Below are 24,535 nucleotides of genomic sequence, written 5' to 3'. Positions count from 1 at the left end.
ACAGGAACGATGATGATACTCAGACCGATGCAGGAGGCCGACTATGCGGCTTGGCTCGCCTACTTTATCCCCGATTATGCCGCTGAAATTGCGGATAACTACGGACTTTCCGCTCAGGACGCCCGCGCTCAGGCGCAGCAGGAGGTCGCCGAGAGTCTCCCCGACGGCGCGAGCACGCCGGGCCAGGTGTTACTCTGCCTGATTGAACGCGTCGGCGATGCCGAGCGGCACGTAGGCTACCTGTGGTATAAGCCGGACGCCAAAATGCGTTCCGTCTTTATTTGCGACTTTTATATTCACGCCGCGAGTCAGGGGAAGGGGCTGGGCAAGCAGGCGATGGCGGCGCTGGAAAACGATCTCAGACAGCAGGGCTTCGTGCAGATAAAGCTGCGGGTCGCCGGAGATAACGCGCGCGCTCGCCGCCTGTACGAGGCCAGTGGCTTTGGGGTCACCGGCGTCAATATGAGTAAGAATATCGCCGCCGGGTAGCGGGACAAAATGACGCAGGCCGAATCCGCCATCCGCTCCTATACTTACTCCTTTAACGTCAAAAAAGGAGCGAATCCATGGCAATTCATAAGAAAGGTCAAGCGCACTGGGAAGGGGATCTGAAAAGCGGTAAAGGAACCGTCTCAACGGAGAGCGGGGCGCTGAACCAGCAACCTTATGGCTTCAACACCCGCTTTGAAGGCGTCAAGGGCACCAACCCGGAAGAGCTTATCGGCGCGGCCCATGCGGCCTGCTTCTCAATGGCGCTCTCGCTGATGCTCGGTGAAGAAGGGTATACGCCAACCTCGATTGATACGGTCGCCGTCGTGACCCTCGATAAATCCGCCGGCGGCTTCGCCATTACCAAAGTGGCGCTCCAGAGCCAGATCGTCCTGCCGGGTATTGCCGATGCGGCGTTCGAAAGCATCATTCACAAAGCGAAAGCCGGCTGCCCGGTTTCACAGGTGCTTAATGCCGAAGTGAGCCTGGATTATCAGCTCAATCCGTAAACGCGCTTCCCGCCACAGCGTGCCCGCGAGCTGCGGGCACCGCGCATTTTGCCTAAAAGCCGCTGCCGGCAAATGAGTCCGTCGTCGAATAGTGGTATGTTTTGCCTGTTACGCAATGGAACAGGCACAGCAATGACCAGCATACGCGGCATGATTGAAGCGCAGGTATTGGGTTTAACCGGCATGGCGCTGAAAGAGATTGATTTTGAACACCCGCCCGGCGAGCCTGGGCTATTTGGCCCGCACTCGGCTATCTGGCCGGTGCACGGCGACTTTACCTCAATGCTCTGCGGCGGCATCAGCGCGCTGCTGCTGCAGATGCTCCACCCGCTGGCGCTGGCCGGCGTCTGGGATCACTCTAACTTCCGCGAAGATATCTTTGGCCGCCTGCGGCGCACCAGCCAGTTCATTTCTGCGACCACCTTTGGCACCACCGCCGACGCCGAGCGGCTGATCGCCAGGATCAGGGCGATTCATCTGCAGGTGCGCGGGCAGGATCGGGACGGCACGCCGTACGAAGCCAGCGATCCGGCGCTATTAACCTGGGTACACGTTGCCGAGTGCAGCAGCTTTATGGCCTCGCATTTGCGCTACCGGCGAACGGTGGTGAGCGAAGCGCGCCAGACGCAGTATTTCGCCGAGGCCGCAGAGATTGCCCGCCGCCTCGGCGCGCGGGATATTCCCGTCACGCCGCGGCAGGTGGCGGAGTATCTGCAGGATATGCGTCCGCGCCTGCGCTGCGACGAACGCACTCAGGAGGTCGCCCGGGTGCTATTTGCCACCCGCCTGCCCGGACGGCTGAGCCAGCCAGTGGGACAGTTGATGATGCGCGCGGGAGTCGATCTGCTGCCGCCCTGGGCGCAGGAGATGCTCTCCCTCAGGATGGGGCGCCTGCAGCGGCACTCCACCCAGCTGGCGGTGCACGGCATTGCCCGCGTGCTGCGCGCCTCGGTGCGTAACGGCGCCTGGCACTGCGCGATGCGCCGGATGAACGGCGGCGTTTTGTAAACCGGCAATCATTAACCCGATTAATATAGTGGTTATCGGCGCCGCGGTTTTATTATTGCCCGGAGCCGGGACCGCATATTGCCGGGTAAATAAAAAGAGACCATAATCAGCCGGCCATTAATCCATCGCTGGTGCGTGGTAGATAATTAACGCCTTGTCGTGTTAGTGCTCAATAAAATAAGCCAGTGGCGTAATAGATAATATTAAGCCATGCTCAATGGCATTCATCAGGAAGTAGTACAATGATTATCCGACCAGAACAACACTGGTTCCTCCGTCTGTTTGACTGGCACGGCTCGGTGCTGTCAAAAATCGTTTTTCGCCTGCTGCTCAACGTGCTGATGTCGATTATCGCGATTATTAGCTATCAGTGGTACGAGCAGTTGGGGATCCATTTAACCGTCGCCCCGTTTAGCCTGCTGGGCATCGCCATCGCGATTTTTCTCGGCTTTCGCAATAGCGCCGGCTACAACCGCTTCGTCGAGGCGCGCAACCTGTGGGGAACGGTATTAATTGCCGAGCGCACGCTGCTGCGCCAGCCTGAAAAATATTCTGCCCGCCGCCGCCGAAACGCATAAAAAAATAGCCAGCTACCTGATTGCCTTTAGCTGGAGCCTGAAGCATCAGCTGCGCAAAACCGATCCCGACGCCGATCTGTATCGCCTGCTGCCGCGCGACGTGGTGGCGGAAATTATCGCCAGCTCTATGCCGACTAACCGGATTTTACTGCTGGTGGGAAATGAGTTGGGCCAGCTGCGCGCAGCGGGGCAGGTTAGCGATATTACCTACGGCCTGATGGATAATAAGCTCGATGAGCTGGCGCACGTGCTGGGCGGCTGCGAACGTATAGCGACGACGCCGGTGCCTTTTGCCTACACCCTGATTTTACAGCGTACCGTCTATCTGTTCTGCACGCTGCTGCCGTTTGCGCTGGTTGGCGATTTGCACTATATGACGCCATTTGTCTCGGTCTTTATCTCCTACACCTTTTTGTCATGGGATTCGCTGGCGGAGGAGCTGGAGGATCCGTTCGGCGTCGCCGCCAACGATCTGCCGCTCAACGCGATGTGCAACACCATCGAGCGCAATCTGCTGGATATGACCGGACAGCATCCGCTGCCGGAAAAAGTTCAGCCCGACCGCTACTACAACCTGACCTGATCCCCGCCGCGCTGCTAATGTTAAATAAGTTAAATCTAATGCGTGATAGATAACATTGATTATACAGCTTCGGCCTCGATTGTTATTCTTTCGTTAACAAAACCCTCGCCGGCGGCGGCTATTAACCGCACGTCGGCGAGCGGCCACAAAAACGGTGCCGATCGATCTGCGATGGCGGTCTGCCGCACGCATTGACCTGCCTGGCGACGGTGCATTCAGGAGCTAGCATGAACAAGAAAAGACGCGCAGTGCCGGGGGTTTATCCCTATGACGGCCCGGCCGGCGGCTGGGGCGCGCTGAAAGCCACCGCCATCGCCGTTCGCACCCAGATGGATGCCCTCGATGCCCCCGCGACGCTGCTGCGCACCAACCAGCCGGACGGTTTTGACTGCCCGGGCTGTGCATGGCCGGATAAAGAACACAAATCGACCTTCCAGTTTTGCGAGAATGGCGCCAAGGCGGTGACCTGGGAAGCGACCAGCAAACGCGTCACCGCCGAATTTCTGGCGGCCAATACGGTAAGCTCGCTGCTGGAGAAAAGCGATTTTGAGCTCGAGGGCTACGGTCGCCTGACCGATCCGCTGGTCTACGACCGCGTCAGCGACACCCTGCGCCCGGTCTCCTGGGAGAGCGCCTTTGCGCGAATCGGCGAGATTGTCAGCCGCACGCGGCCGGAAGAGGTTGAATTCTACACCTCCGGACGCGCTTCCAACGAGGCTGCCTGGATGTTTCAGCTGTTCGCTCGCGAGCTGGGCACCAACAACTTCCCGGACTGTTCCAATATGTGCCACGAGGCAACCAGCGTCGGGCTGCCGCAGTCCATTGGCATTGGGAAAGGGACGGTTTCGCTGGATGATTTTGACAAAACCGAGCTGGTCATCTCCATCGGTCACAACCCGGGAACCAACCACCCGCGGATGATGGGAACCCTGCACGAGCTGTCGCGGCGCGGCGTGCCGATTATTGTCCTCAACCCGCTAAAAGAGCGGGCGCTGGAGCGTTTTGCCGACCCGCAGAACGTGATCGAAATGGCGACCTATCGTTCAACCAACATCGCCTCGACCTATTTCCAGGTCAAGGCCGGCGGCGACGCCGCGGCGCTGAAGGGGATTGCCAAAGCGCTGCTGCAGATGGATGACGATCTGGATAATGTCCTCGACAGCGCGTTTATTGCCGAACATACGCAGAACTTTCCGGCTTTTGCCGAAGACCTGCGCCTGACCCGCTGGCACGACATCGAGCGCGAGTCGGGTTTGACCCGCGACGACCTGCAGCGCGTTGCCGCGGCCTATGCCAAATCCAACGCCACCATCGTCACCTACGGCATGGGGATCACCCAGCATAACAAGGGCACCTCCAACGTGCGCCTGATCGCCGACCTGCTGCTGATGCGCGGCAATATCGGCAAGCCGGGAGCCGGGATCTGTCCGCTGCGCGGGCACTCCAACGTGCAGGGCAACCGCACCGTCGGGATTACCGAGAAGCCGAGCGCCAGCTTCCTCGCCAATCTGCAGCGAGAGTTTGGCTTTGTGCCGCCGCAGGCGCATGGCCACGACGCGGTGAAAGCGCTGGAGGCGATGATTGCCGGGGAATCGAAGGTGCTGCTCTGTCTGGGCGGCAACTTTGCCGTCGCCATGCCCGATCGTCAGCAGGCCTTCCCGGCGATGCAGGGGCTGGAGCTGAGCGTGCACGTTGGCACCAAGCTCAACCGTTCGCACCTGCTGATGGCCAAAGAGACCTATATTCTGCCCTGCCTGGGACGCACCGAGCTCGATCTGCAGGAAAGCGGCCGCCAGTCGATTACCGTTGAAGATTCGATGTCGATGGTCCACGCCTCGTCGGGCAAGCTGAAGCCGGCTTCGCCGCAGGCTGCGTTCCGAGCCGGCCATCGTCGCCGGGATGGCGATGGCGACGCTGGCGAACAGCAAAGTTGACTGGCTGGCGCTGGTGGCCAACTACGATCGCATCCGCGAGCTGATTGAACGCACCGTTCCCGGCTTTGAAAACTACAATCAGCGTATTCGTCATCCGGGCGGTTTTCGCATGCCGCTGCCGCCGACCGAGCGGATCTGGCCGACGCCAACCGGCAAAGCGATGTTCTCGGTTTTCGACGGCGTTCATGAGAACGTGCAGGTGGACGGAGAGGACGTTATGCGCCTGGTGACGCTGCGCAGCCACGATCAGTACAACACCACGATTTATGCCCTTGATGACCGCTATCGCGGAATTTTTGGCCGCCGCGACGTGCTGTTTATGAACGAGCAGGACATGGAAAAGATGGGGCTGGAGCACGGCGACCGGGTTGATATCAGTACCGCGCTGCCGGACAGCCACCAGCGGCTTGAGAACATCACGGTGGTGGCCTACAGCATTGCGCCGGGCACCGTGGGCGCCTATTACCCGGAGGCTAACGTCCTGGTTCCGCTCAACTATCTTGATCGGGAGAGCGGCACGCCGTCCTACAAATCGGTGCCGATTCGCCTGACGCTGCGCTCGAAAGAGATCCTGCCGCTTGCGGGTACGCGCTAATACCTCCCGCACTTCGTCGCCGGCGACCGCTGGCGACGAGGCCCCATCAGCGCGGCGCCAGGTTTGGCGACCGCGCGGCAAACACCTTCCGCTTTTAAAATAACATTTAACTAACATATTTGGGCTACACTAGCGCTCTGTACCGCGCCGGCGCTTCTTTGCGCGCCGGCGCAAATAGAGTGGATCAATCATGGATATTAAACAGCTTAAGTATCTGATCGCCCTCGATCGGACCCGCCATTTTGGCCAGGCCGCGGCGGCCTGTCATATCACTCAGCCGACGCTATCGATGCGCATTCGCAGCCTCGAAGAGGAGCTGAACCTCGTGCTGATCCAGCGCGGGCAGCGCTTCGAAGGGTTTACCCCCGAAGGCGAGCGCATTCTGGCGTGGGCGCGGGCGCTGCTTGCCGCCCACGACGGGCTGGAGGCGGAGGCGGCCATTTGCCGCGGGCAGATGGTGGGCCAGCTGCGGGTCGGCATGGTGCCGCTGGCCAGCCTCAACCCGATGCAGCTGATTAAGCCCCTGACGGAGAAGTATCCCGAGCTGCAGTTTAGCCTGCTGTCGCTGACCTCGGAGCAGATTATCGACGGCGTGAGCCGTAATCAGCTCGACCTCGGGATCTGCTACCTGCACCACGTCGATAGCCAGCTGTTTAACGTGCAGTGGCTGCCGGCAACCCGGATGGGGCTGCTGCACGATAAACGCCATTTTCAGTTCGCCGAAGGCATCCCCGGCTGGGAGACGCTGGCCGCGCTGCCGCTCGGCTTTCTCACCAAAGGGATGTACTATCGCGAATCGATCGAGATGAGCTTTAAAGCGAAAGGGCTAACGCCGAAATACGTTTTTGAAAGCGACTCTACCTTTCAGATAATCCAGGCGGTACAGGCGGGGATCTGCTGCGCCATTATGCCGCTCAATAATGGCCTCGAGGAGCTGAGCGACAATCTGGAGATTATCCCGATTGCCGAAACGGAAGTGGATTCGATGCTGGCGCTGATTATGCGCAATAAAGAGCCGGTGTCGTCGCTGGCGGAAAAATGCTTTGCCGATGCGCAGGCGATATTTGGCTAACTCTTTAGCCGAATATAATATATGAATTAACGCTCCGCGGAGCTTGGGGCGTTAATTAAGAACATCGCGGAACCGTTGCGTAATTAATGACAGCCGTAGGCGGTTATTCTGCTATAAAGATCCTGGAACGACTCTTCCGTCAGCACATCGCCCCGCAGCACCGAAACGGTAAAATGAAAGAACGGCATGAAGATGCTATCCATATCGCTATACTCTTGCTGTTTTAAACCGCAGGCGGCATACAGCCTGCCGGCCAGGGTGGTTGACGGGAAACGGGCGATATCAAGCAGCTTCCCCGTAGCGTCCGGAGATGAGACCACCATTCTTAGCGCCTGTTCCCCGGCGCTTTTATGCACAATAAAGCCGTTATAACCGGTGGAAAAATACTGCGCGCTGGCGATGGTTTTTACCGCAGCAGGTAATTCAATCTTCGCGTTCACTGCCTGAGCAAAGCAAGCTATTAATAGCGTAACCAGTAATTGTACAATGAGTTTTGTTTTTTTAAGCATCGGGCTTGAGCCATAAATAATTCATTGGACATCTATAGCACGCGAAAAAATAGCGATCAATAAATAGCGTTGATTAACCGTTTTGCCATTGATATTTATCAGGTCAGTGAATGTATGGTTTTTATTATATTGGCGGCGGAGGGATTTTATAAATCAGGAGCCAGGCTCTGCCGTCGCCGCCGGGAGAGACCCGGCGGCGCGGCGTGAGGTTAGATTTTTTCCAGGCTGATGCCGCGAGTTTTCGGCCCGAAAATTCCGACCGAGAGCATCACCATCAGCATGCTGGCCACGATAAAGCTAATGACCCCCGGCGCGCCGGCGTATTGCAGGATGATGCCGATCAGAATGCTGGTGACTGCCGTCGACAGGCGGCTGAACGAGTAGCAGAAGCCAACCGCCCGGGCGCGGATATGGGTCGGGAACACCTCGGCCTGATAGGCGTGATAGCTGATGGTCAGCCAGGCGTTGGACCAGGTGATCATAAACCCGCAGATAACCAGCATCACCGGACTATTCTGCAGGGCGAACAGGGTGCCGAACACCACCGTCATCAGCGCGGAGAGGACGATTTGCCATTTGTTCTCAAAGCGGTGAACAAAGCGGGTGCAGAACAGGCAGCCAATCGGATAGGCGAGGGTAATGAAAAAGGCGTACAGCAGGCTGTGGGTAATGCTGGCGCCCTGGCCTGACAGCAGCGCCGGCAGCCAGTTCCCGAAGCCAAAAAAGCCGATAGCCTGGAAGAAGTTCATCACCATCAGCATGATGGTGCGTTGGCGATATTCCGGCGCCCAAATCTCTTTAAAGGTGCCGGTCTGCGTTTTGGTTGTCCCGGGCTGCGTAAGGTGCTGCGGCGAAGGGGCAATACCGCAACGCTGCTCCATCTCACACATCACCGCGTGCGCATCGTCGTTGCGGCCTTTGACCTCCAGCCAGCGGGCCGATTCCGGCAGCTTCTTGCGGATGACCCAGATAACCAGCGAGCACAGCGCGCCGAAGATAATGACCCAGCGCCAGCCGCTCAGGCCGAACAGGGTGATGGGCACCAGCATCCATGACATCAAGGCGACGGCGGGCACCGAGAGAAACTGAATGAAGAAGGCAAAGGCGAAGGCTTTATTACGCAGATGGGTTGGAACCCATTCGCTCAGGTAGGTGTCGATGGTGACCAGCTCAATGCCGAGGCCAATGCCGACGAGGAAGCGGAAGAAAATAACCCCCTCCGCGCTGCTCTGAAAGGCCATCAGCAGCGAGAATACGCCGTACCAGGCAAGCGCAAACATAAAGGTCAGGCGGCGGCCGAGCTTATCCGCCAGCGGCGCGAGGAGGCTGGCGCCAATAAACAGGCCGAAAAAGGTCGCCGAGGCGAAGGCGGCCTGATCCGATATGCCGAAAACTCCCTGCTCGCCGACGTGAAAAATATTCTCCGCCAGCAGGCCGGTGCTGATGTATCCGGTCTGAAAAAGATCGTATAGCTCGAAGAATCCCCCGAGCGCCAGCAGGGTGATAAATGACCACAGGCCGAAGGAGGCGGGCAGCGCGTCGATACGGCTGGTTAAGCTGGAGTGGGGCTGTCCCGCGGAGGCCAAAGGCGCATCCCCCAGAACGTGGGTGGTAGACATATTATTATTTCCCTCAGAAAAATGTTCGCCTGCTAATGTTAATTGATTGTTAATAGTTTTAAATTTTTAATCAACAGCTCTATATCCATTCTTCAGACGGATATCCGGCGAATTTTCTCAGGGGTTGTGGAATACGCTGGTTTTCCGCCAGCGTGCGCGGCGGATTTGAATGAAATGACTAAACGGGTTTTCAGGATTCAACCGCTGGGGGTCACGGAACGCGCCAGCGACGAGCGCAGCGCTTTACTCCGGCTGATAGACAATCCGGTAGCCGCCGTCGACCGCCTGCAGTCGGGCAAAACCGGCGTCGGCGAGGTGCATGCCGGCAATCAGCCACTGCTCGCGCGCCGCCTGCGCCAGAATCCGTTTCCGCGTGCTTGCAGCCTCGGCGGGGTCGGCGTCAAAGGCGATAGCCACGGCCGGCAGGGCTGACTGAATGTGCGGGAAATGCACAATGTCGCCCCAGATCAGCAGGGGCTTATCCCCGGCATCGATACGAAATCCGCTATGACCCGGCGTATGGCCGGGTAGCCAGATTGGACGAATGCCGGGGAGCACCTCATCTTCCGTCAGCAGGTTCACCCGCTGCCCATAGGCCGCCAGGCTGCGGCGAAACAGCGTAAAATTGCGCCGGACGCGTTCGCTGGCCCGCATGAACAGGGCCTCATCCTGCCAGTAATCGATCTCCCGCGGGTGCAGATACAGCCGCGCATTTTTATAGACGGCCTCGCTGTCGGCGTCGAGCAGCCCGCCAATATGGTCGGGATGACCGTGGGTCAGCAGGAGCGTATCGACGTCGGCCGGAGCGATACCCAGCTGGCGAAGGCGCAGGGGGAGCTCGCCTCCGGCGTTATTCCGCCCGCCGGCGCCGGAATCAACGAGGATCGTACGCCCCCGGCCGCGAATCAGATAGGCATTGATATGCAGCGCTTCCGGGTCAGCTACTCCGGCAGCGCGCTGCCTTTCGTCGGCTTCCAGCGGGTCAATGCCCGAAAGTATCCCGAGGCTGACGGACATATTTCCGTCGCTCAAGGCGCTCACCAGATAATCGCCAACCTGGCGGCTGATAGGGTTAACGGTGCGCACGAACGCCTCCTTTTTGCGGACGCAGCGGCCCGGCTAGCGGCTGATACAGATGGATATCCGCCGCTGCGGTGAGCAGGGCGCCATGGTCTGCCGCAATGACGTACGCCAGCCGACCTTCAGGGAAGCTATCCAGACCGGCGGCCAGCAGCCGCCACGGCCCGGTAGCCCAGCTCATGGGTAATAAAGTCGACGGGGCGCGCCGCCAGCAGCAGGATCTGGTCGGCGGATACCGCCGGGGCCGGGTCAGCGCACTGATACAGACTGCGCCGCCAGTCGCCGATGTTGGCCTGCCAGCGGGCAAAGCTGCCGCCGCCCTTCAGGCGGTACTCCGCGCCGGTGAGGACCGCGGCGTCGCAGACGGTGTGGATGGCCAGATAAGCCGGACAGCCCGGCGTGAGGGCCCTGAAGCGTTGAGAGGAACTGAAGCCATCAACGCTCAGCAGCGCCGGAAGTTTCTCCCGGGTGTAAAAATCATTCCATTCGGTTTCGCTTGTCGGGTCGGTATAGGTGCATTCAACGATATACAGCATAAACGGGCCTCTGCATGAAGGAGTTATCAGCGTCTTGCTGATAATTCATCATGTTAATGGCTGTATTAAGCCGTCTGAATCGATATTATCTCATCGGTTAGTGACATTCCGTCACTGAACACACTCGTAGCCGAAGGGGCGCTATTATGCGAAGAAAACTGCCCAGCAGCGCGTCATTACAGGCGTTTGAAGCGGCGGCAAGGCACGGTAATTTTGCCCGCGCGGCGGAGGAGCTCTCCCTGACCGAAGGGGCCATCAGCCGGCAGATTGGGCGGCTTGAAGCCCTGCTAAACTGCCGATTATTCGACCGCACGGGCACCCGCGTGCGGCTGAACCCCAACGGCGCGCGCTACGCCCACCGCGTGCGCGAGACCCTTGAGCGCCTCGACCGCGATACCCAGTACCTGACGGGAATGGCCGACGGCAGCCGCAGCCTCGAGATTGCCGCACTACCAACCTTCGCCAGCCGCTGGCTGATCCCGCGGCTCAGCGATTTTTACCGTCGGCACCCGGATATCACGCTGAATATTGCGGTGCGTACGGATCCCTTTATTCTCACCGGCAGCGGGTTTGACGCGGCGCTCCATTTTGAGCACCCGGCGTGGGTCGGAATGCGTATCCGCTTTCTGCTGCAGGAAACGCTGGTCCCGGTGTGCCACCCCTCGCTGCTGACCGATGGCGACGGCGGGGAGTTGCTGAACGCGCTGCCGCGTATCCATCGGCGGCAAAATCCGGATGCGTGGCAGCTGTACTCCCGGGAGAGCGGCATCGCGCTGGATAATCCGTCCCGGGGCGTGCGCTACGATCTGCATGAGATGGCCATCTCCGCCGCGCAGGCCGGGCTTGGCGTCGCGCTGGTGCCGCAGGTGTACGTCGAAAAAGAGCTCAGCAGCGGGGCGCTGGCCGCCCCCTGGCCGGTCTCTACGCGGCTAAGCAAAAATTTCTGCCTGGTTAAGCCGGTTGAAACGGGCATCAATGAGAGCGCGTTAGCGGATTTTGAGCGCTGGCTGCTGGCGGAAATTGGCGGCGGCGCGGCATAACGGGCGCTGATTTTGCCGCCGGCGCGGAAGGGGGTTAGTAATCGTGCTGGTGAGCGAAGGTGGATTGCCCGCGCGGGTCGCAGGAGGCGAGAGTGCAGGGGCAGGGCGGGAAGAGAAAAGCCCCGGCGGGCAAGAAGCCTGCCGGGGAGGGAGATTACAGATCGAAACGGTCGAGGTTCATCACTTTGGTCCAGGCCGCCACGAAGTCGGTGACCAGCTTCTGCTGCGCATCCTGGCTGGCGTAAACTTCCGCCAGCGCGCGCAGCACCGAGTTGGAACCAAACACCAGGTCGGCACGGGTGGCGGTGAATTTGCTCTCGCCGCTCTTACGATCGCGGCCTTCAAACAGTTCACCGCTTTCGTCGGTGGCTTTCCAGACCGTCGCCATGCTCAGGAGATTGACGAAGAAGTCGTTGCTGAGAACGCCCCGGCGGTCGGTGAAGACGCCGTGCTGGCTGCCGTCGAAGTTGGCGCCCAGTACGCGTAAACCACCGACCAGCACGGTAAGCTCCGGCGCGGTCAGCGTCAGCTGCTGGGCCTTATCCAGCAGCAGCGTCTCGGTAGAAACGCCCCCTTCAATGCGGCGATAGTTGCGGAAACCATCCGCCAGCGGTTCCAGCAAACCGACGGATTCGATATCGGTCTGATCCTGACGCGCGTCCACGCGGCCCGGCGCAAAAGGTACGGTGACCTGCACGCCCGCGGCAGCGGCGGCCTGCTCAACGCCGACCGCGCCTGCCAGCACGATAACATCGGCCAGAGATGCTTTACCGGACGCTTTTTGAATCGCCTGCAGCGTTGGCAGAACCTTCGCCGCGATGGCGTTGACCGGCCAGTCTTTCTGCGGCGCCAGCGCCAGACGCGCGCCGTTGGCCCCGCCGCGCTTATCGCCGCCGCGGAAGGTGGAGGCCGAAGCCCAGGCAACGGAAACCAGTTCGCTGACCGAAAGGCCCGCATCGGCAATGGCGGTTTTCAGGGTGGCGATATCCGCTTCGCTCGGGCTGTGGACAGCAGCCGGGAGCGGGTCTTGCCAGATCAGGTCTTCTTTCGGGACTTCCGGTCCGAGGTAGCGGGATTTTGGCCCCATATCACGGTGAATCAGCTTGAACCAGGCGCGGGCAAAGGCTTCATTAAACGCCTGCGGATCGTTGAGGAAGCGGCGGGAAATCTTATCGAAATCCGGGTCGAAGCGCAGCGTCAGGTCGGTAACCAGCATCGTTGGCTTACGCTTTTTCTCCGGGTCAAACGGATCCGGAATCAGGTCCGGAGCATCTTTGGCTTCAAACTGAATGGCGCCAGCCGGGCTGCGGGTCTGTACCCACTCATATTTGTACAGGTTTTCGAAGAAGTAGTTGCTCCACTGGGTCGGCGTCTGGGTCCAGACGACTTCAAGGCCCGAGGTGATAGCGTCCGCCCCGGCGCCGCTGCCGTAGGTGCTGGACCAGCCGAGGCCCTGAGCCTCAATGGCGGCCGCTTCCGGCTCGGCGCCTACGTGGCTGGTAACCGCCGCGCCGTGGGTTTTACCCAGCGTATGGCCGCCGGCAATCAGGGCCACGATCTCTTCATCGTCCATCCCCATGTTGCCAAAGGTGGCGCGAATCGCCGCCGCCGCGGAGAGCGGCTCGCCGCTGGCGTTCGGGCCTTCCGGGTTGACGTAAATCAGGCCCATTTCGGTTGCGCCCAGCGGCTGCTGCGCCAGACTTTCCGGATGACGGTGCTCAAGCCAGGCTTTTTCATTACCCCAGTCAACGTCAAGATCCGGTTCCCACACGTCTTCACGTCCGGCGCCGAAGCCAAAGGTACGGAAACCGGCATTTTCCAACGCCACGTTCCCCGCCAGCATATAGAGGTCGGCCCAGGAGATTTTCTGGCCATACTTTTGTTTGACCGGCCACAGCAGGCGGCGGGCCTTATCAAGGCTGACGTTGTCCGGCCAGGAGTTCAGCGGAGCGAAACGCTGCTGGCCGCGGCCGCTGCCGCCGCGCCCGTCAACGGTACGGTAGGTACCGGCACCGTGCCAGGCCATACGAATAAACAGGCCAATGTAGCTGCCCCAGTCCGCCGGCCACCACTCCTGGGAGTCGGTTAGCAGGGCCCGCAGGTCGGCTTTTAGCGCCGAATAATCGAGCTTTTTAAACTCTTCCCGGTAGTTAAATTCTTCGCCCAGCGGATTTGAGCGGTTGGAGTGCTGGTTCAGCAGATCCACGCGCAGCTGGTTTGGCCACCAATCTCGGTTGGCTGTGCCGCCACCGGCGCTTTGCGTGGGCGCCGCGGTGTGAAAAGGACACTTCCCTGCGGATGCGTTGTTAGATGAATCGTTAGACGTGCTCATATCAGGCTCCGTTTACTTTTGTGAATGCCATTACGATATACACTGCTTCCAATAAGCGATACTTGAATAAATCTACGGAATTAATAGTTATATCCTTTTAACAGCGAGTGATAAAGAAATCCATATGTTATTTGTGGTTAAGGCGCAAAATACGTAAAAGCGACTTACTAACCATAGTATTAACGTATTAGTTTAGGAAATCGCTGCGGCACGTTTGGCGATAAAAGCGTCATTTCGCCAACAAAAATCTTATGCCCCGGCGGCGGTGGGCAATATGGGTATGACCCTGGACGCGAAGCCGGGCGTCAGCGGCGAAATTTGAGGGATTGCTGAGCGGTGAGCGACAGGCTATTACTATTCATGGCCATGTATCTGTCGCTCTTACCGCAGTTTATCTCCCCCGGCTATGGCAGCATTTTCAGCCAGTCTTTGGTGCTCGGTTTCTTACCGCTCGCCCGCTCTGGCAGCGCTTTCAGCGCTGGCTGATGGCGACGGTGCTGGCAGGAATGGCGGTTAAAATCGCCTTTGAGGCGCGCAGATAGCCCGGGCAGGCGCGAGCCTGCCTTCTTCTGCACCAAATCTACGCACTGCCCCAAAACGACTCCCCATCCTGGTGTGTCGGCGCCGGTAAATATTCCATCCTGTTGATTTTATACTAATTATTATTTTGGCATATGCTTTGCAAGATAAAAACAGAAGGCAGCGCACCATACAATTTAGATGATCAAATAGCTGGCTAGGGTTCCGGTTCACGCAGGTGAATGACTGGTCCGAGAGCTGGCGACCTCTGCGAGGTTACACGGCGGGACAAAAGCCCGGGAGACAGCAGCACCAGTAGGTGTCGCGCTGCTCCTGTTTTTTGTGCCAACCAGAGGTTCATCATGAAGCGATCGCCACTACTCCGTTCTATTGTTCTGTCACTGGCGCTGTTGGCCAGTTTCCCCTCTTTTGCCGCGGTGAAAAAAGAGTTCAACGTCTGCTGGACGATTTATGCCGGCTGGATGCCCTGGGGCGCCATCAGCAACGAAAAAATCATCGATAAATGGGCCAGTAAGTACGGTATCAAGATCAATATCGTGCAACTCAACGACTACATCGAATCGATTAACCAGTATACCGCCGGCCAGTTCGACGGCTGCACCATGACCAATATGGATGCTCTGACCATTCCTGCCGCCGGCGGGGTGGATACCACCGCGTTGATTACCGGCAGCTACTCTGACGGCAACGATGGCGTGGTGCTGAAGGGCGCGGACAAAAAGCTGAGCGACCTGAAAGGGATGCAGGTTTACCTCCCGGAGCTGTCGGTTTCCCACTATCTGCTGGTTCGCGGGCTGGAGAAGGCGGGGCTGCAGGAGCGAGACGTCAAAGTGGTTAATACCTCTGACGCCGATATTGTCTCCGCCTTCGGCACCAGCAGCGTGCGCGCCGCCGTGGCGTGGAACCCGCAGCTGTCGGTTATTAAAAAGACACCACAAACCAGCGAAGTTTTTAGCTCATCCCAGGTACCGGGCGAGATCATCGACATGATGGTGGTCAACAGCCAAACCCTCAAAGACAATCCGGCGCTCGGCAAGGCGCTAACCGGCGCATGGTTTGAAATGATGGCCAAAATGCAGGCCGGAGATAAGCCGGCGCTGAGCGCGATGGCGGCGGATTCCGGCACCGACCTCGCCGGCTATCAGGGGCAGTTGAAAACCACCCATCTGTTCTGGAGCGCTGCCGACGCGCTGAAGTTCATCTCCAGCCCCGATCTGGCGAAAACCATGCAGCGCGTGGCGCAATTCTCCTTCGATAAAGGGCTGCTGGGAGAGGGCGCCCAGAGCGCCGACTTTATCGGCATGAGCTTCCCGGGCAAGGTCGCCGTCGGCGACGCGGGGAACGTCAGGCTGCGTTTCGACGATAGCTACCTGAAGATGGCCGTCGCGGGCCAGCTGTAATGATTGCTGACGGGAGCCAACGCCATGCGACAAATTAACCGCCATCCACAGCAGGGCATGCGGCTGATGCTGATGCTAATGCCTTTTGTACTGCTGATCGCCGCCTGGTTTATCGGCTCAGCGCTGCGGCTGGAGGCCAATCCGCAGGACAAGCTGCTGCCCGGACTGTCGCAAATGGCTGCGGCCATCGAGCGGATGGCGTTCACGCCGGACAAACGCAGCGGCGAATACCTGCTGTGGGCCGACACGCTGATCAGCCTGGGGCGCCTGCTGACCGGGCTGGCGTTCTCCTCGCTGATTGGGCTGAGCATCGGCATCGCCGCCGGCGTTTTTCCGCTGTACCGCGCCGCGCTGTCGCCGCTGATGACCGTGATTTCGATGATCCCGCCGCTGGCGATCCTGCCGGTGCTGTTTATCGTCTTTGGCCTCGATGAGCTCTCCAAGGTGATGCTGATTGTGATCGGCGTAACGCCAATGCTGGCGCGCGATCTGGAGCAGCGGGCGCGGGAAATTCCGACGGAGCTGTTTATTAAAGCGCAAACCCTCGGCGCCAACAGCTGGACGCTGGTGCTGCGGGTGGTGCTGCCGCAGCTGCTGTCGCGTTTGATCGTCTCTCTGCGCCTGCTGCTGGGCTCGGCGTGGCTGTTTCTGATATCGGCGGAGGCCATTTCCGCCACCGCCGGTCTCGGGTACCGCATTTTCCTTGTCCGCCGCTATATGGCGATGGACGTCATTATCCCCTACGTCATCTGGATAACCCTGCTGGCCTGGCTGATGGATCTGGCCCTGCGGCAGCTGCACAAAGGCTGCTTCCCGTGGGCGGAAGGAGGCCGGGCATGAGCTTTATTGCCATTAAAAATATCTGGCAGGAGTACGGCGACCACGTGGTGCTGGAGCGCATCAATCTCGAGGTCAGAGAGGGGGAGTTCTGTTCAATGGTCGGGGCCTCCGGCTGCGGAAAATCGACCTTTTTGCGCCTGCTGCTGGGCCAGGAAAAACCGACCCGCGGCGCAATTACCCTCGACGGCCAGCCGCTGGCCGCTGAACCGGACCGCAGCCGCGGCGTGGTGTTCCAGCGCTATTCGGTATTCCCGCATCTTAACGTGCTTGATAACGTCGCGGTGGGCCTCGAGCTGCCGGCCTCGCCGCTGCTTGGCCGTCTTTTTGGCGCCCGCAGGCGCAACGCCCGCGAACGGGCGGCGCAGATGCTGGAGAAAGTCGGCCTCTCCCACGCGCTCGATAAGTACCCGGCGCAGCTCTCCGGCGGGATGCAGCAGCGGCTGGCGATCGCCCAGGCCTTCGTGATGCAGCCGCGCATCCTGCTGCTTGATGAGCCGTTTGGCGCGCTCGACCCGGGTATCCGCAAGGATATGCACGGGCTGCTTTTGCAGCTGTGGAGCGAGACGCGGATGACGGTCTTTATGGTCACCCACGATTTGGCCGAAGGCTTCAATCTCGGGACCCGGCTGCTGGTCTTCGACAAGGTGCGCCACGACCCGCAGGCGCCCAACGCCTGGGGCGCGCGCATAACCTACGACATACCGCTTAACGAAGCCCGCATGTCGCAGATGCTCGGCACCGGCACCGATAACAACGTTTATGCATTAAGGAGATAGTCAGATGAAGCCACTTTTTCATTCGTTACCGAGCCTGCGCGAAGAGTTCGTCCCGGGCGGCGGCCATACCTCGTTTATTCTGCGCCGCGGGCAAATTCTGCGCCTGACCGATATCGACGGCGATGCCAACGTCAGCATGATGATGCTCAATCCACATGAAAAGAGCGAACGCCTGAACCTGCCGGATACGCTGAAAGGCCAGCATACCGCGCGCCTGACGGCCGGGCACTGTTTCTACTCCGATATGGGCCGCGTGCTGGCCGGGATCGTCGCCGATAGCTGCGGCTGGCACGATCCGTTCGGCGGGGTGCTCAACGCCGAAGAGACCTTAGAAAAGTACGGCGCGGGACGCTACCAGGAGCTGCGTAACGGCTACTACCGCAACGGCGTCGATAACCTGCTGGTTGAAATGGGAAAATGGGATCTGGGCCTGGAAGATCTGCTGATGGTGGTCAACTTCTTCAGCAAGGTCACCGTGGCCGCCGACGGCAGCTTCCATTTCTGCGCGGGTCACTCCGTTCCGGGCAGCTACGTCGAGCTGTTCGCGCCGATGGACGTGCTGATTGTCCTCACCGCGTTGCCGCATCCGCAGGACTCCGCCACGGAATATGCGCCGCGTCCGGTCCAGCTGAGCTGGTACCAGACCGATGATGAAGCGGCGGCGGTCGCCTCGCTATTGACCCGCGATGAAAACCAGCGCGCGTTTGCCAATACCCAACTTTTTGCCCTCTGAGGAGCCGACCATGAGCCTTGTTACCAGTACCCGCAACCCGGCCGATGCCGTTTATCGTCACGTGATCCCGGCGGGCGAACCCTGGCTGTTCGAAGTCAAGAAAGGGCAAATCCTGCGGCTGCTCGATCTTGAAGGCAATCAGGCGATTGATACCCTGTTTTATAACGCCGATAACCCGCGTGAACGCTACGATCCGCAGCGCACGCTGCGTCGCCAGGGGAATGCCTATCTGACGACCGGCAGCGTACTGTTCTCCAATCTCGGTCGGCCGCTGCTGACCATCGTTGCCGATACCTGCGGCCGCCACGATACCCTCGGCGGCGCCTGCGCCCAGGAGAGCAATACCGTGCGCTACGCCGCGGATAAGCGCTATATGCACAGCTGCCGGGATAATTTCCTCTGCGCCTGCCTGCACGATGGCCGCCTGCACAAGCGCGATATCGGCGCCAATATCAACTTCTTTATGAACGTGCCGGTGACTGAAGAAGGCGGGCTGACCTTTGAAGACGGCATTTCTGCCGCCGGGAAATATGTCGAACTGCGCGCCGAGTGCAACGCGATGGTGCTGATTTCCAACTGCCCGCAGCTGAATAACCCCTGCAACGGCTGGAATCCAACCCCGGCAGAGGTGCTGGTATGGAACTGACCCGCTGGCAGCGCTGGCGGCTGATGGCCTATCGCCTGTTTGCCGTACGCGCCGATCGCCTGAACGGTACGCCGTCGCGTAAATCGTAACGCCGGCGCGCCTCGGGGACGACCCCGGGGAAGAACGCTATTTTGCCGCGGGACGACCCGCCCTGATGTGAGTCCCGTTTATGTTCAATACCCTACTTATTGCCAACCGCGGCGCCATCGCCTGCCGCATTCTGCGCACGCTGCGCGCTATGCGGGTTAAAGGCGTTGCCGTCTATTCCGATGCCGATCTCAGCAGCCTGCATATCCGCGAGGCCGATGAAGCGCTAAGCCTCGGCGATGGCCCGGCGGCGCAAACCTATCTGGTGGTGGAAAAAATCATCGCCGCCGCGCGGCAAAGCGGCGCCGAGGCGATTCACCCCGGCTACGGTTTCTTATCGGAAAACGCCGCCTTCGCCGAAGCCTGCGAAGCCGCCGGGCTGATATTCGTCGGCCCGACGCCGCAGCAGCTGCGGACCTTTGGCCTTAAACATACCGCCAGGGCGCTGGCTAAAGCGCAGGGCCTGCCGCTGCTGGAAGGCACCGGGCTGCTGGCCGATAGCGCCGAGGCGTGCCGCGCCGCGCAGGAGATTGGCTATCCGGTAATGCTGAAAAGCACCGCCGGCGGCGGCGGGATCGGGATGCGCGTTTGCCAGGACGCTGAGGAGCTGGCGGAGGCTTTTGAAACCGTTCGCCGCCTCGGGCAGAACAACTTTAGCGATGCCGGCGTGTTCGTCGAAAAATATATTTCCCGCGCCCGTCACCTCGAAGTGCAGATCTTTGGCGACGGGCAGGGGGAGGTTATCGCCCTCGGCGTGCGCGACTGTTCGATTCAGCGACGTAACCAGAAGGTTATCGAAGAGACGCCGGCCCCCAACCTGCCTGAGGGGATGGCGCAGGCGCTGTGCGAGGCGGCGATCGCCCTGGGCAAAGCGGTCAGCTACCGCAGCGCCGGGACGGTGGAATTTGTTTACGATAGCCTGGCGCAGCGCTTCTATTTTCTTGAGGTTAATACCCGTCTGCAGGTTGAGCACGGGGTGACCGAGCAGGTGTGGGGCGTCGATCTGGTGCGCTGGATGGTCTCCCTGGCGGCGGGGGACTTACCGCCGCTCTCCCGGCTGATGGCGGACCTGCAGCCGCGCGGCCACGCGATTCAGGCGCGGATCTACGCCGAAGATCCCGGCCGTCAGTTCCAGCCGTCGCCGGGGCTGCTCAGCGAAGCGATCTTCCCGCCGGCGGATGGGGTAAACCTGCGGATTGACCGCTGGGTGGAGGCCGGCTGTGACGTGCCGCCGTTCTTCGACCCGATGCTGGCAAAAACGATCGCCTGGCAGCCTGACCGCGATCGGGCCATCGCCCATCTCGGCGAAGCCCTGGCGGCAACCCGGCTGTACGGCGTGGAAACCAATCGTCGCTATCTGCAGCAGATTCTGGCTTTTGCCCCCTTTGCCGCCGGCGAACCCTGGACCCGCTGCCTTGAGCAGCTGGATTATCAGGCGGCGACCGTCGAAGTCCTGAGCGCCGGGACCCAGACCAGCGTTCAGGACTATCCGGGGCGCCTCGGATACTGGGCGGTGGGCGTACCGCCTTCGGGGCCGATGGACGACCGGGCGCTGCGCCTGGGTAACCGGCTGCTTGGGAACCCGGAGGGCGAAGCGGCGCTGGAAATCACCCTCAGCGGGCCAACGCTGAAGTTTAACTGCCTCGCCCAGGCCGCGATATGCGGCGCAGCGGCTGCGGTGACCCTCGACGGCGTGGCTCAGCCGATGAACCGCGTCTTCACTATTCCCGCCGGCGCGACGCTGAAAATAGGCCCGGTAACCGGCGCGGGGGTACGCAGCTATCTCTGCCTGCGCGGCGGCATTCAGGTGCCGGACTATTTAGGCAGCAAAAGCACCTTTACCCTCGGACAGTTTGGCGGCCACGCCGGACGCGCGCTGCGCGGCGGCGACGTTCTGCATCTGGCCTCCTGCAGCGCGGACAATATCGGCGCCGCGCTGCCCGCCGCGCTGCAGACCTCGCTGGACGCGGTGCGTACGCTGCGGGTCATCTATGGCCCCCACGGCGCGCCGGAATTCTTTGCCGCAGAGTATATCGCCACCTTTTTTGCCACCGACTGGGAAGTGCATTTCAACTCCAGTCGTACCGGCGTCCGGCTGATTGGCCCGAAACCGCTGTGGGCCCGCGACAGCGGCGGAGAGGCGGGGCTGCATCCGTCGAATATTCACGATAATCCCTATGCTATCGGCGCGGTTGACTTTACCGGCGACATGCCGGTGATCCTCGGCCCGGACGGCCCGAGCCTCGGCGGCTTTGTCTGCCCGGTCACGGTGATTGAGGCCGACCTGTGGCAGCTCGGCCAGCTGAAAGCCGGAGATAAAGTGCGCTTTGTGGCGGTCGATTTAGCCACCGCCCGTCGCCTGGCGCAGGGCCGCCGCGAGGAGCTGGCAACCCTTGAGCCCGCGGCTATCGCCTGGCAGCCTGCGCCGCTGGCGTCGCCGGTGGTGATGTCATGCGGGGAAGCCAATAAGCGTCTGGTGGCGCGACTCTCCGGCGATACCCATCTGCTGTTGGAGGCCGGAGAGGCGGAGCTGGATCTGGTGCTGCGCTTTCGCATCCACGCGCTGATGCAGGCGCTGGAGGGCCAGGCCCGGGTTGGCGTGATTGACCTGACGCCGGGGATCCGCTCTTTACAGGTTCACTTCCAGCCGGAAACCCTGCCCCTGGAGGCGCTGCTGGCATGGGTGCGCGCGGAATGGGCGACGGTGTGCGTCAGCGATGACCTTGAGGTTCCCACGCGGGTGGTGCACCTGCCGCTGTCGTGGGACGATCCGGCCTGCCGCAAGGCGATCGATAAATATATGACCACCGTTCGCCGCGACGCGCCCTGGTGCCCCAGCAATCTTGAATTTATCCGGCGGATTAACGATCTGCCCGACGAACGGGCGGTATGGGATACGGTGTTTGACGCCAGCTACCTGGTGATGGGGCTGGGGGATGTCTATCTCGGCGCGCCGGTGGCCACACCTCTCGACCCGCGCCACCGCCTGGTGACCACCAAATACAACCCGGCGCGCACCTGGACGGCGGAAAACTCGGTCGGGATTGGCGGCGCCTACCTGTGCGTGTACGGCATGGAAGGCCCCGGCGGCTATCAGTTTGTCGGCCGCACGCTGCAAATGTGGAATCGCTATCACGAGGTGGCCGATTTTGCCGGCAAGCCGTGGCTGCTGCGCTTCTTCGACCAGCTGCGCTTCTATCCGGTCTCTGCCGAAGAGCTGCTGCAGATCCGCCGTGATTTTCCGCTCGGCCGCTATCCGCTGCGCATTGAGCACAGCACCCTGCGGCTGGCGGAGTATCAGCAGTTCCTTGCGCGCGAGGCCACGAGCATTGACGCTTTTCGCCAGCACCAGCAGCGCGCGTTTAATGAGGAGCGCGATCGCTGGATAGCCAGCGGCCAGGCGCATTTCGAGAGCCAGGAGGCGGCGGTCGAAGAGGGTGAGGACGCGCCGCTGCAGCGCGGGCAGCAGGGGGTAGAAAGCCCCGTTTCCGGCAACCTGTGGCAGGTGCAAACCGCCCCGGGCAGCCGGGTTCACGCCGGAGACGTTCTGCTGGTGCTGGAGTCGATGAAAATGGAGATCCCGCTGCTGGCCCCCTGCGACGGGGTGATCGCCGAGGTTAACGTTCAACCGGGCGCCTCGGTTCGCGCCGGGCAGCGGGTGGCGGTAATTATTGAGGAAAACGTATGAATCAGCACAATTTTGATTTACGCCTGAGCACCCTCGCGACAGGCTATCGCGACGGCCGGCTGACGCCCCGGGCGCTGATGGCGGAGCTGCGCCAGCGCGCCGCCGCGCTGAATCCGCAGTATCAGCTGTTTATTCATATCCTGACGGCAGAGGAGCAGGAGCCCTGGCTGGCGGCGCTGGACGGCGTGGCGCCGGAGAGCCTGCCGCTGTACGGCGTGCCTTTTGCGATTAAGGATAATATCGATCTCGCCGGGATCGTCACTACCGCCGGGTGCCCGGCGTTCGCCTATACCGCTGAACGGGACGCGACGATTGTGGCCCGGCTGATCGCGCTGGGCGCGGTTCCGGTTGGTAAGACTAACCTCGACCAGTTTGCCACCGGCCTCAACGGCACGCGATCGCCGTACGGACGCTGTCGTAACGCCGTGCACCCGGAGTATCCGGCGGGCGGTTCGAGCGCCGGTTCGGCGCTGGCGGTAGCGCTTGGCGTCGCCAGCTTTGCGCTCGGTACGGATACCGCCGGCAGCGGGCGGGTTCCGGCATCGTTAAATAACCTCGTGGGGCTGAAGGCCAGCAAAGGGCTGATTTCGACCGCCGGGGTGGTGCCGGCCTGTCGGACGCTCGATTGCACGACCTTTTTTACCGCCACCGTCGCCGAGTCCAGCCGGCTGCTGGCGCTGACCGCCGCCGTCGATCCGCGCGATGCCTACAGCCGACGCAATCCGCAGTGGAACGGGGAGCAGGCCTTCGGCGCGCCGGCGCCGGGATTTCGCTTCGGCGTTCCGCAGACGCTCAACTTCCTCGGCTGCGCGCAGAGTGAAGCGCTGTTTTTACAGGCCAAAGCGCGGCTGCTGGCCCTCGGCGGCGTGGCGGTGAGCCTAGATATGACGCCGTTTCTCGCCGCTGCCAGCCTGCTGTACGACGGGCCCTGGGTGGCGGAACGTTACGCTGTGGCGGGGCCGCTGATTGAACGGCAGCCGGAGGCGGTTCTGCCGGTGATTCGCGACGTGCTGGCGAAGGCGCCGCAAACCGATGCGGTCGCCGCGTTTAAGGCTATGTATCAGCTGCAGGCTTATAAAGCGCAGTGCGACGCGCTGCTCGACGGCGTGGATTGCGTCCTGACGCCGACCTATCCGCGTCCGGTCACGCTTGCCGAGCTGGAAGCGGAGCCGGTGAAGCGCAACGCCGACCTCGGTTACTACACCAACTTTATGAATTTACTCGATTATGCAGCCGTCAGCGTGCCGGCAGGATTCTTGTCGAACGGCCTGCCTTCCGGCGTGACGCTATTTGGCCGGGCGTTTACCGACCAGTATCTCCTCGGGCTGGCCGATGCCTTCCAGCGGGCGCAGCCGCTGCCGCTGGCTGGCGGGGCGCAGATAGCGCCAGCGCCGCCGGCCGGCGTAGCCAGCCACGATCGCCAGGCGCTGGTGGTGTGCGGCGCGCATCTCGACGGGCTGGCGCTGAACGGGCAGCTGCGGGCCCGGGGCGGACGCCTGCTGGCGACGACGGAAAGCGCGGCCTGCTATCGGCTGTACGCGCTGGCCGATGGCAAACGTCCGGGGATGGTACGGGATGAAAACGGCGGGGCGGCCATTGCCGTGGAGGTGTGGGAGCTGCCCTCCGCCGAGCTGGGATCGCTGCTGGCGGCGATTCCGGCGCCGCTGGGGTTAGGCAAGGTGGAGCTGGCGGACGGGCGCTGGCTCAGCGGCTTTATCTGCGAGGCCTACGGCCTGCAGGGGGCGACCGATATTACGGCCTACGGCGGATGGCGGGCCTGGCTGGCGCGCTAGGTGACGGTGTCACATTATTTTGAAAAAAATCGCGTCGGTCCGCCCTGGACTGGCGCTACTCACATGCTGAAACATTTCTGCCAATTCATTAGCAACCTTTCCGTAGGGCTACCGCGCCGATAGGGCTATCCTTCCCCGCTTTTAATTT

18 protein-coding genes, 3 pseudogenes and 1 riboswitch are annotated in these 24,535 nt (G+C 61.0%); of the genes and pseudogenes, 15 read left to right on the top strand and 6 right to left on the bottom strand.

Annotated features, from left to right (window positions below):
- The first annotated feature begins 9 nt into the window (after positions 1 to 9).
- The 6 genes and pseudogenes from ABOC21_RS12495 to ABOC21_RS12470 all read left to right on the top strand — a co-directional run bounded on the left by ABOC21_RS12495 (position 10) and on the right by ABOC21_RS12470 (position 6,768).
- A complete protein-coding gene (locus tag ABOC21_RS12495) occupies positions 10 to 489 on the top strand; it encodes an N-acetyltransferase family protein (RefSeq protein WP_426814783.1) in 480 nt (159 codons plus the stop codon).
- A 77-nt stretch (positions 490 to 566) separates the two neighbouring features.
- Entirely contained in the window at positions 567 to 998 is a 432-nt protein-coding gene (locus tag ABOC21_RS12490) for an OsmC family protein (RefSeq protein ID WP_426814782.1), read from the top strand.
- Positions 999 to 1,130: 132 nt separating this feature from the next.
- On the top strand, positions 1,131 to 2,006 hold the full coding sequence (locus ABOC21_RS12485) for an oxygenase MpaB family protein (RefSeq protein WP_426814781.1): 876 nt from the start codon (positions 1,131 to 1,133) through the stop codon (positions 2,004 to 2,006).
- 242 nt (positions 2,007 to 2,248) lie between these two features.
- Positions 2,249 to 3,167, top strand: a pseudogene (locus ABOC21_RS12480) (bestrophin family protein).
- A 227-nt stretch (positions 3,168 to 3,394) separates the two neighbouring features.
- Positions 3,395 to 5,696: pseudogene (locus ABOC21_RS12475) on the top strand (FdhF/YdeP family oxidoreductase).
- Positions 5,697 to 5,886: 190 nt separating this feature from the next.
- Positions 5,887 to 6,768 (top strand): LysR family transcriptional regulator, encoded by an 882-nt coding sequence (locus ABOC21_RS12470; protein ID WP_426814780.1) that lies wholly within the window; start codon positions 5,887 to 5,889, stop codon positions 6,766 to 6,768.
- A gap of 83 nt (positions 6,769 to 6,851) precedes the next feature.
- On the opposite strand, the gene ABOC21_RS12465 is transcribed toward ABOC21_RS12470, so the two are convergent.
- The 5 genes from ABOC21_RS12465 to ABOC21_RS12445 all read right to left on the bottom strand — a co-directional run bounded on the left by ABOC21_RS12465 (position 6,852) and on the right by ABOC21_RS12445 (position 10,512).
- A complete protein-coding gene (locus ABOC21_RS12465) occupies positions 6,852 to 7,208 on the bottom strand; it encodes an MchS3 family protein (RefSeq protein WP_426814779.1) in 357 nt (118 codons plus the stop codon).
- A 278-nt stretch (positions 7,209 to 7,486) separates the two neighbouring features.
- Positions 7,487 to 8,896, bottom strand: a complete 1,410-nt coding sequence (locus ABOC21_RS12460) for an MFS transporter (protein WP_426814778.1) — start codon at positions 8,894 to 8,896, stop codon at positions 7,487 to 7,489.
- Between the two features lie 243 nt (positions 8,897 to 9,139).
- Positions 9,140 to 9,982 carry an MBL fold metallo-hydrolase gene (locus ABOC21_RS12455; RefSeq protein ID WP_426814777.1) on the bottom strand — a complete coding sequence of 281 codons (843 nt, stop codon included), beginning with the start codon at positions 9,980 to 9,982 and terminating at the stop codon, positions 9,140 to 9,142.
- Positions 9,969 to 10,157, bottom strand: coding sequence for a hypothetical protein (locus ABOC21_RS12450; RefSeq protein ID WP_426814776.1), 189 nt, complete (start codon positions 10,155 to 10,157; stop codon positions 9,969 to 9,971). The genes ABOC21_RS12455 and ABOC21_RS12450 overlap by 14 nt, the downstream gene beginning before the upstream one ends.
- Positions 10,108 to 10,512: a sugar ABC transporter gene (locus tag ABOC21_RS12445; RefSeq protein WP_426814775.1), complete on the bottom strand. Its 405-nt coding sequence runs from the start codon at positions 10,510 to 10,512 to the stop codon at positions 10,108 to 10,110. Before ABOC21_RS12445 ends, ABOC21_RS12450 begins: the two co-directional genes overlap by 50 nt.
- A 146-nt stretch (positions 10,513 to 10,658) precedes the next feature.
- Between ABOC21_RS12445 and ABOC21_RS12440 the strand changes: the two genes are divergently transcribed.
- Positions 10,659 to 11,552, top strand: a complete 894-nt coding sequence (locus ABOC21_RS12440) for a LysR substrate-binding domain-containing protein (protein WP_426814774.1) — start codon at positions 10,659 to 10,661, stop codon at positions 11,550 to 11,552.
- Between the two features lie 154 nt (positions 11,553 to 11,706).
- On the opposite strand, the gene katG is transcribed toward ABOC21_RS12440, so the two are convergent.
- Positions 11,707 to 13,884 carry a catalase/peroxidase HPI gene (gene katG / locus ABOC21_RS12435; RefSeq protein WP_426814773.1) on the bottom strand — a complete coding sequence of 726 codons (2,178 nt, stop codon included), beginning with the start codon at positions 13,882 to 13,884 and terminating at the stop codon, positions 11,707 to 11,709.
- Positions 13,885 to 14,250: 366 nt separating this feature from the next.
- Between katG and ABOC21_RS12430 the strand changes: the two are divergent.
- The 8 genes and pseudogenes from ABOC21_RS12430 to atzF all read left to right on the top strand — a co-directional run.
- Positions 14,251 to 14,426, top strand: a pseudogene (locus ABOC21_RS12430) (LysE family translocator); the annotation flags it as partial.
- A 183-nt stretch (positions 14,427 to 14,609) separates the two neighbouring features.
- Positions 14,610 to 14,708, top strand: a riboswitch (guanidine-I (ykkC/yxkD leader).
- Between the two features lie 57 nt (positions 14,709 to 14,765).
- Positions 14,766 to 15,824 (top strand): putative urea ABC transporter substrate-binding protein, encoded by a 1,059-nt coding sequence (locus ABOC21_RS12425; protein WP_426814772.1) that lies wholly within the window; start codon positions 14,766 to 14,768, stop codon positions 15,822 to 15,824.
- 24 nt (positions 15,825 to 15,848) lie between these two features.
- Positions 15,849 to 16,664 carry an ABC transporter permease gene (locus ABOC21_RS12420; protein WP_426814771.1) on the top strand — a complete coding sequence of 272 codons (816 nt, stop codon included), beginning with the start codon at positions 15,849 to 15,851 and terminating at the stop codon, positions 16,662 to 16,664.
- Entirely contained in the window at positions 16,661 to 17,440 is a 780-nt protein-coding gene (locus tag ABOC21_RS12415) for an ABC transporter ATP-binding protein (RefSeq protein WP_426814770.1), read from the top strand. Before ABOC21_RS12420 ends, ABOC21_RS12415 begins: the two co-directional genes overlap by 4 nt.
- Positions 17,441 to 17,444: 4 nt before the next feature.
- A complete protein-coding gene (locus tag ABOC21_RS12410; RefSeq protein ID WP_426814769.1) occupies positions 17,445 to 18,173 on the top strand; it encodes an urea amidolyase associated protein UAAP1 in 729 nt (242 codons plus the stop codon).
- Positions 18,174 to 18,183: 10 nt separating this feature from the next.
- Entirely contained in the window at positions 18,184 to 18,819 is a 636-nt protein-coding gene (locus ABOC21_RS12405; RefSeq protein ID WP_426814768.1) for an urea amidolyase associated protein UAAP2, read from the top strand.
- Between the two features lie 169 nt (positions 18,820 to 18,988).
- Entirely contained in the window at positions 18,989 to 22,594 is a 3,606-nt protein-coding gene (uca, locus tag ABOC21_RS12400) for an urea carboxylase (protein ID WP_426814767.1), read from the top strand.
- A complete protein-coding gene (gene atzF, locus ABOC21_RS12395) occupies positions 22,591 to 24,387 on the top strand; it encodes an allophanate hydrolase (protein ID WP_426814766.1) in 1,797 nt (598 codons plus the stop codon). Before uca ends, atzF begins: the two co-directional genes overlap by 4 nt.
- Positions 24,388 to 24,535: the final 148 nt, after the last annotated feature.

The organism is Klebsiella sp. WOUb02 (assembly GCF_050058015.1).
In the GTDB taxonomy this organism is placed as follows: Bacteria; Pseudomonadota; Gammaproteobacteria; order Enterobacterales; family Enterobacteriaceae; genus Klebsiella.
The sequence above is the reverse complement of the archived record's forward strand: the minus strand, read 5'-3'. Positions and strand labels throughout refer to the sequence as shown.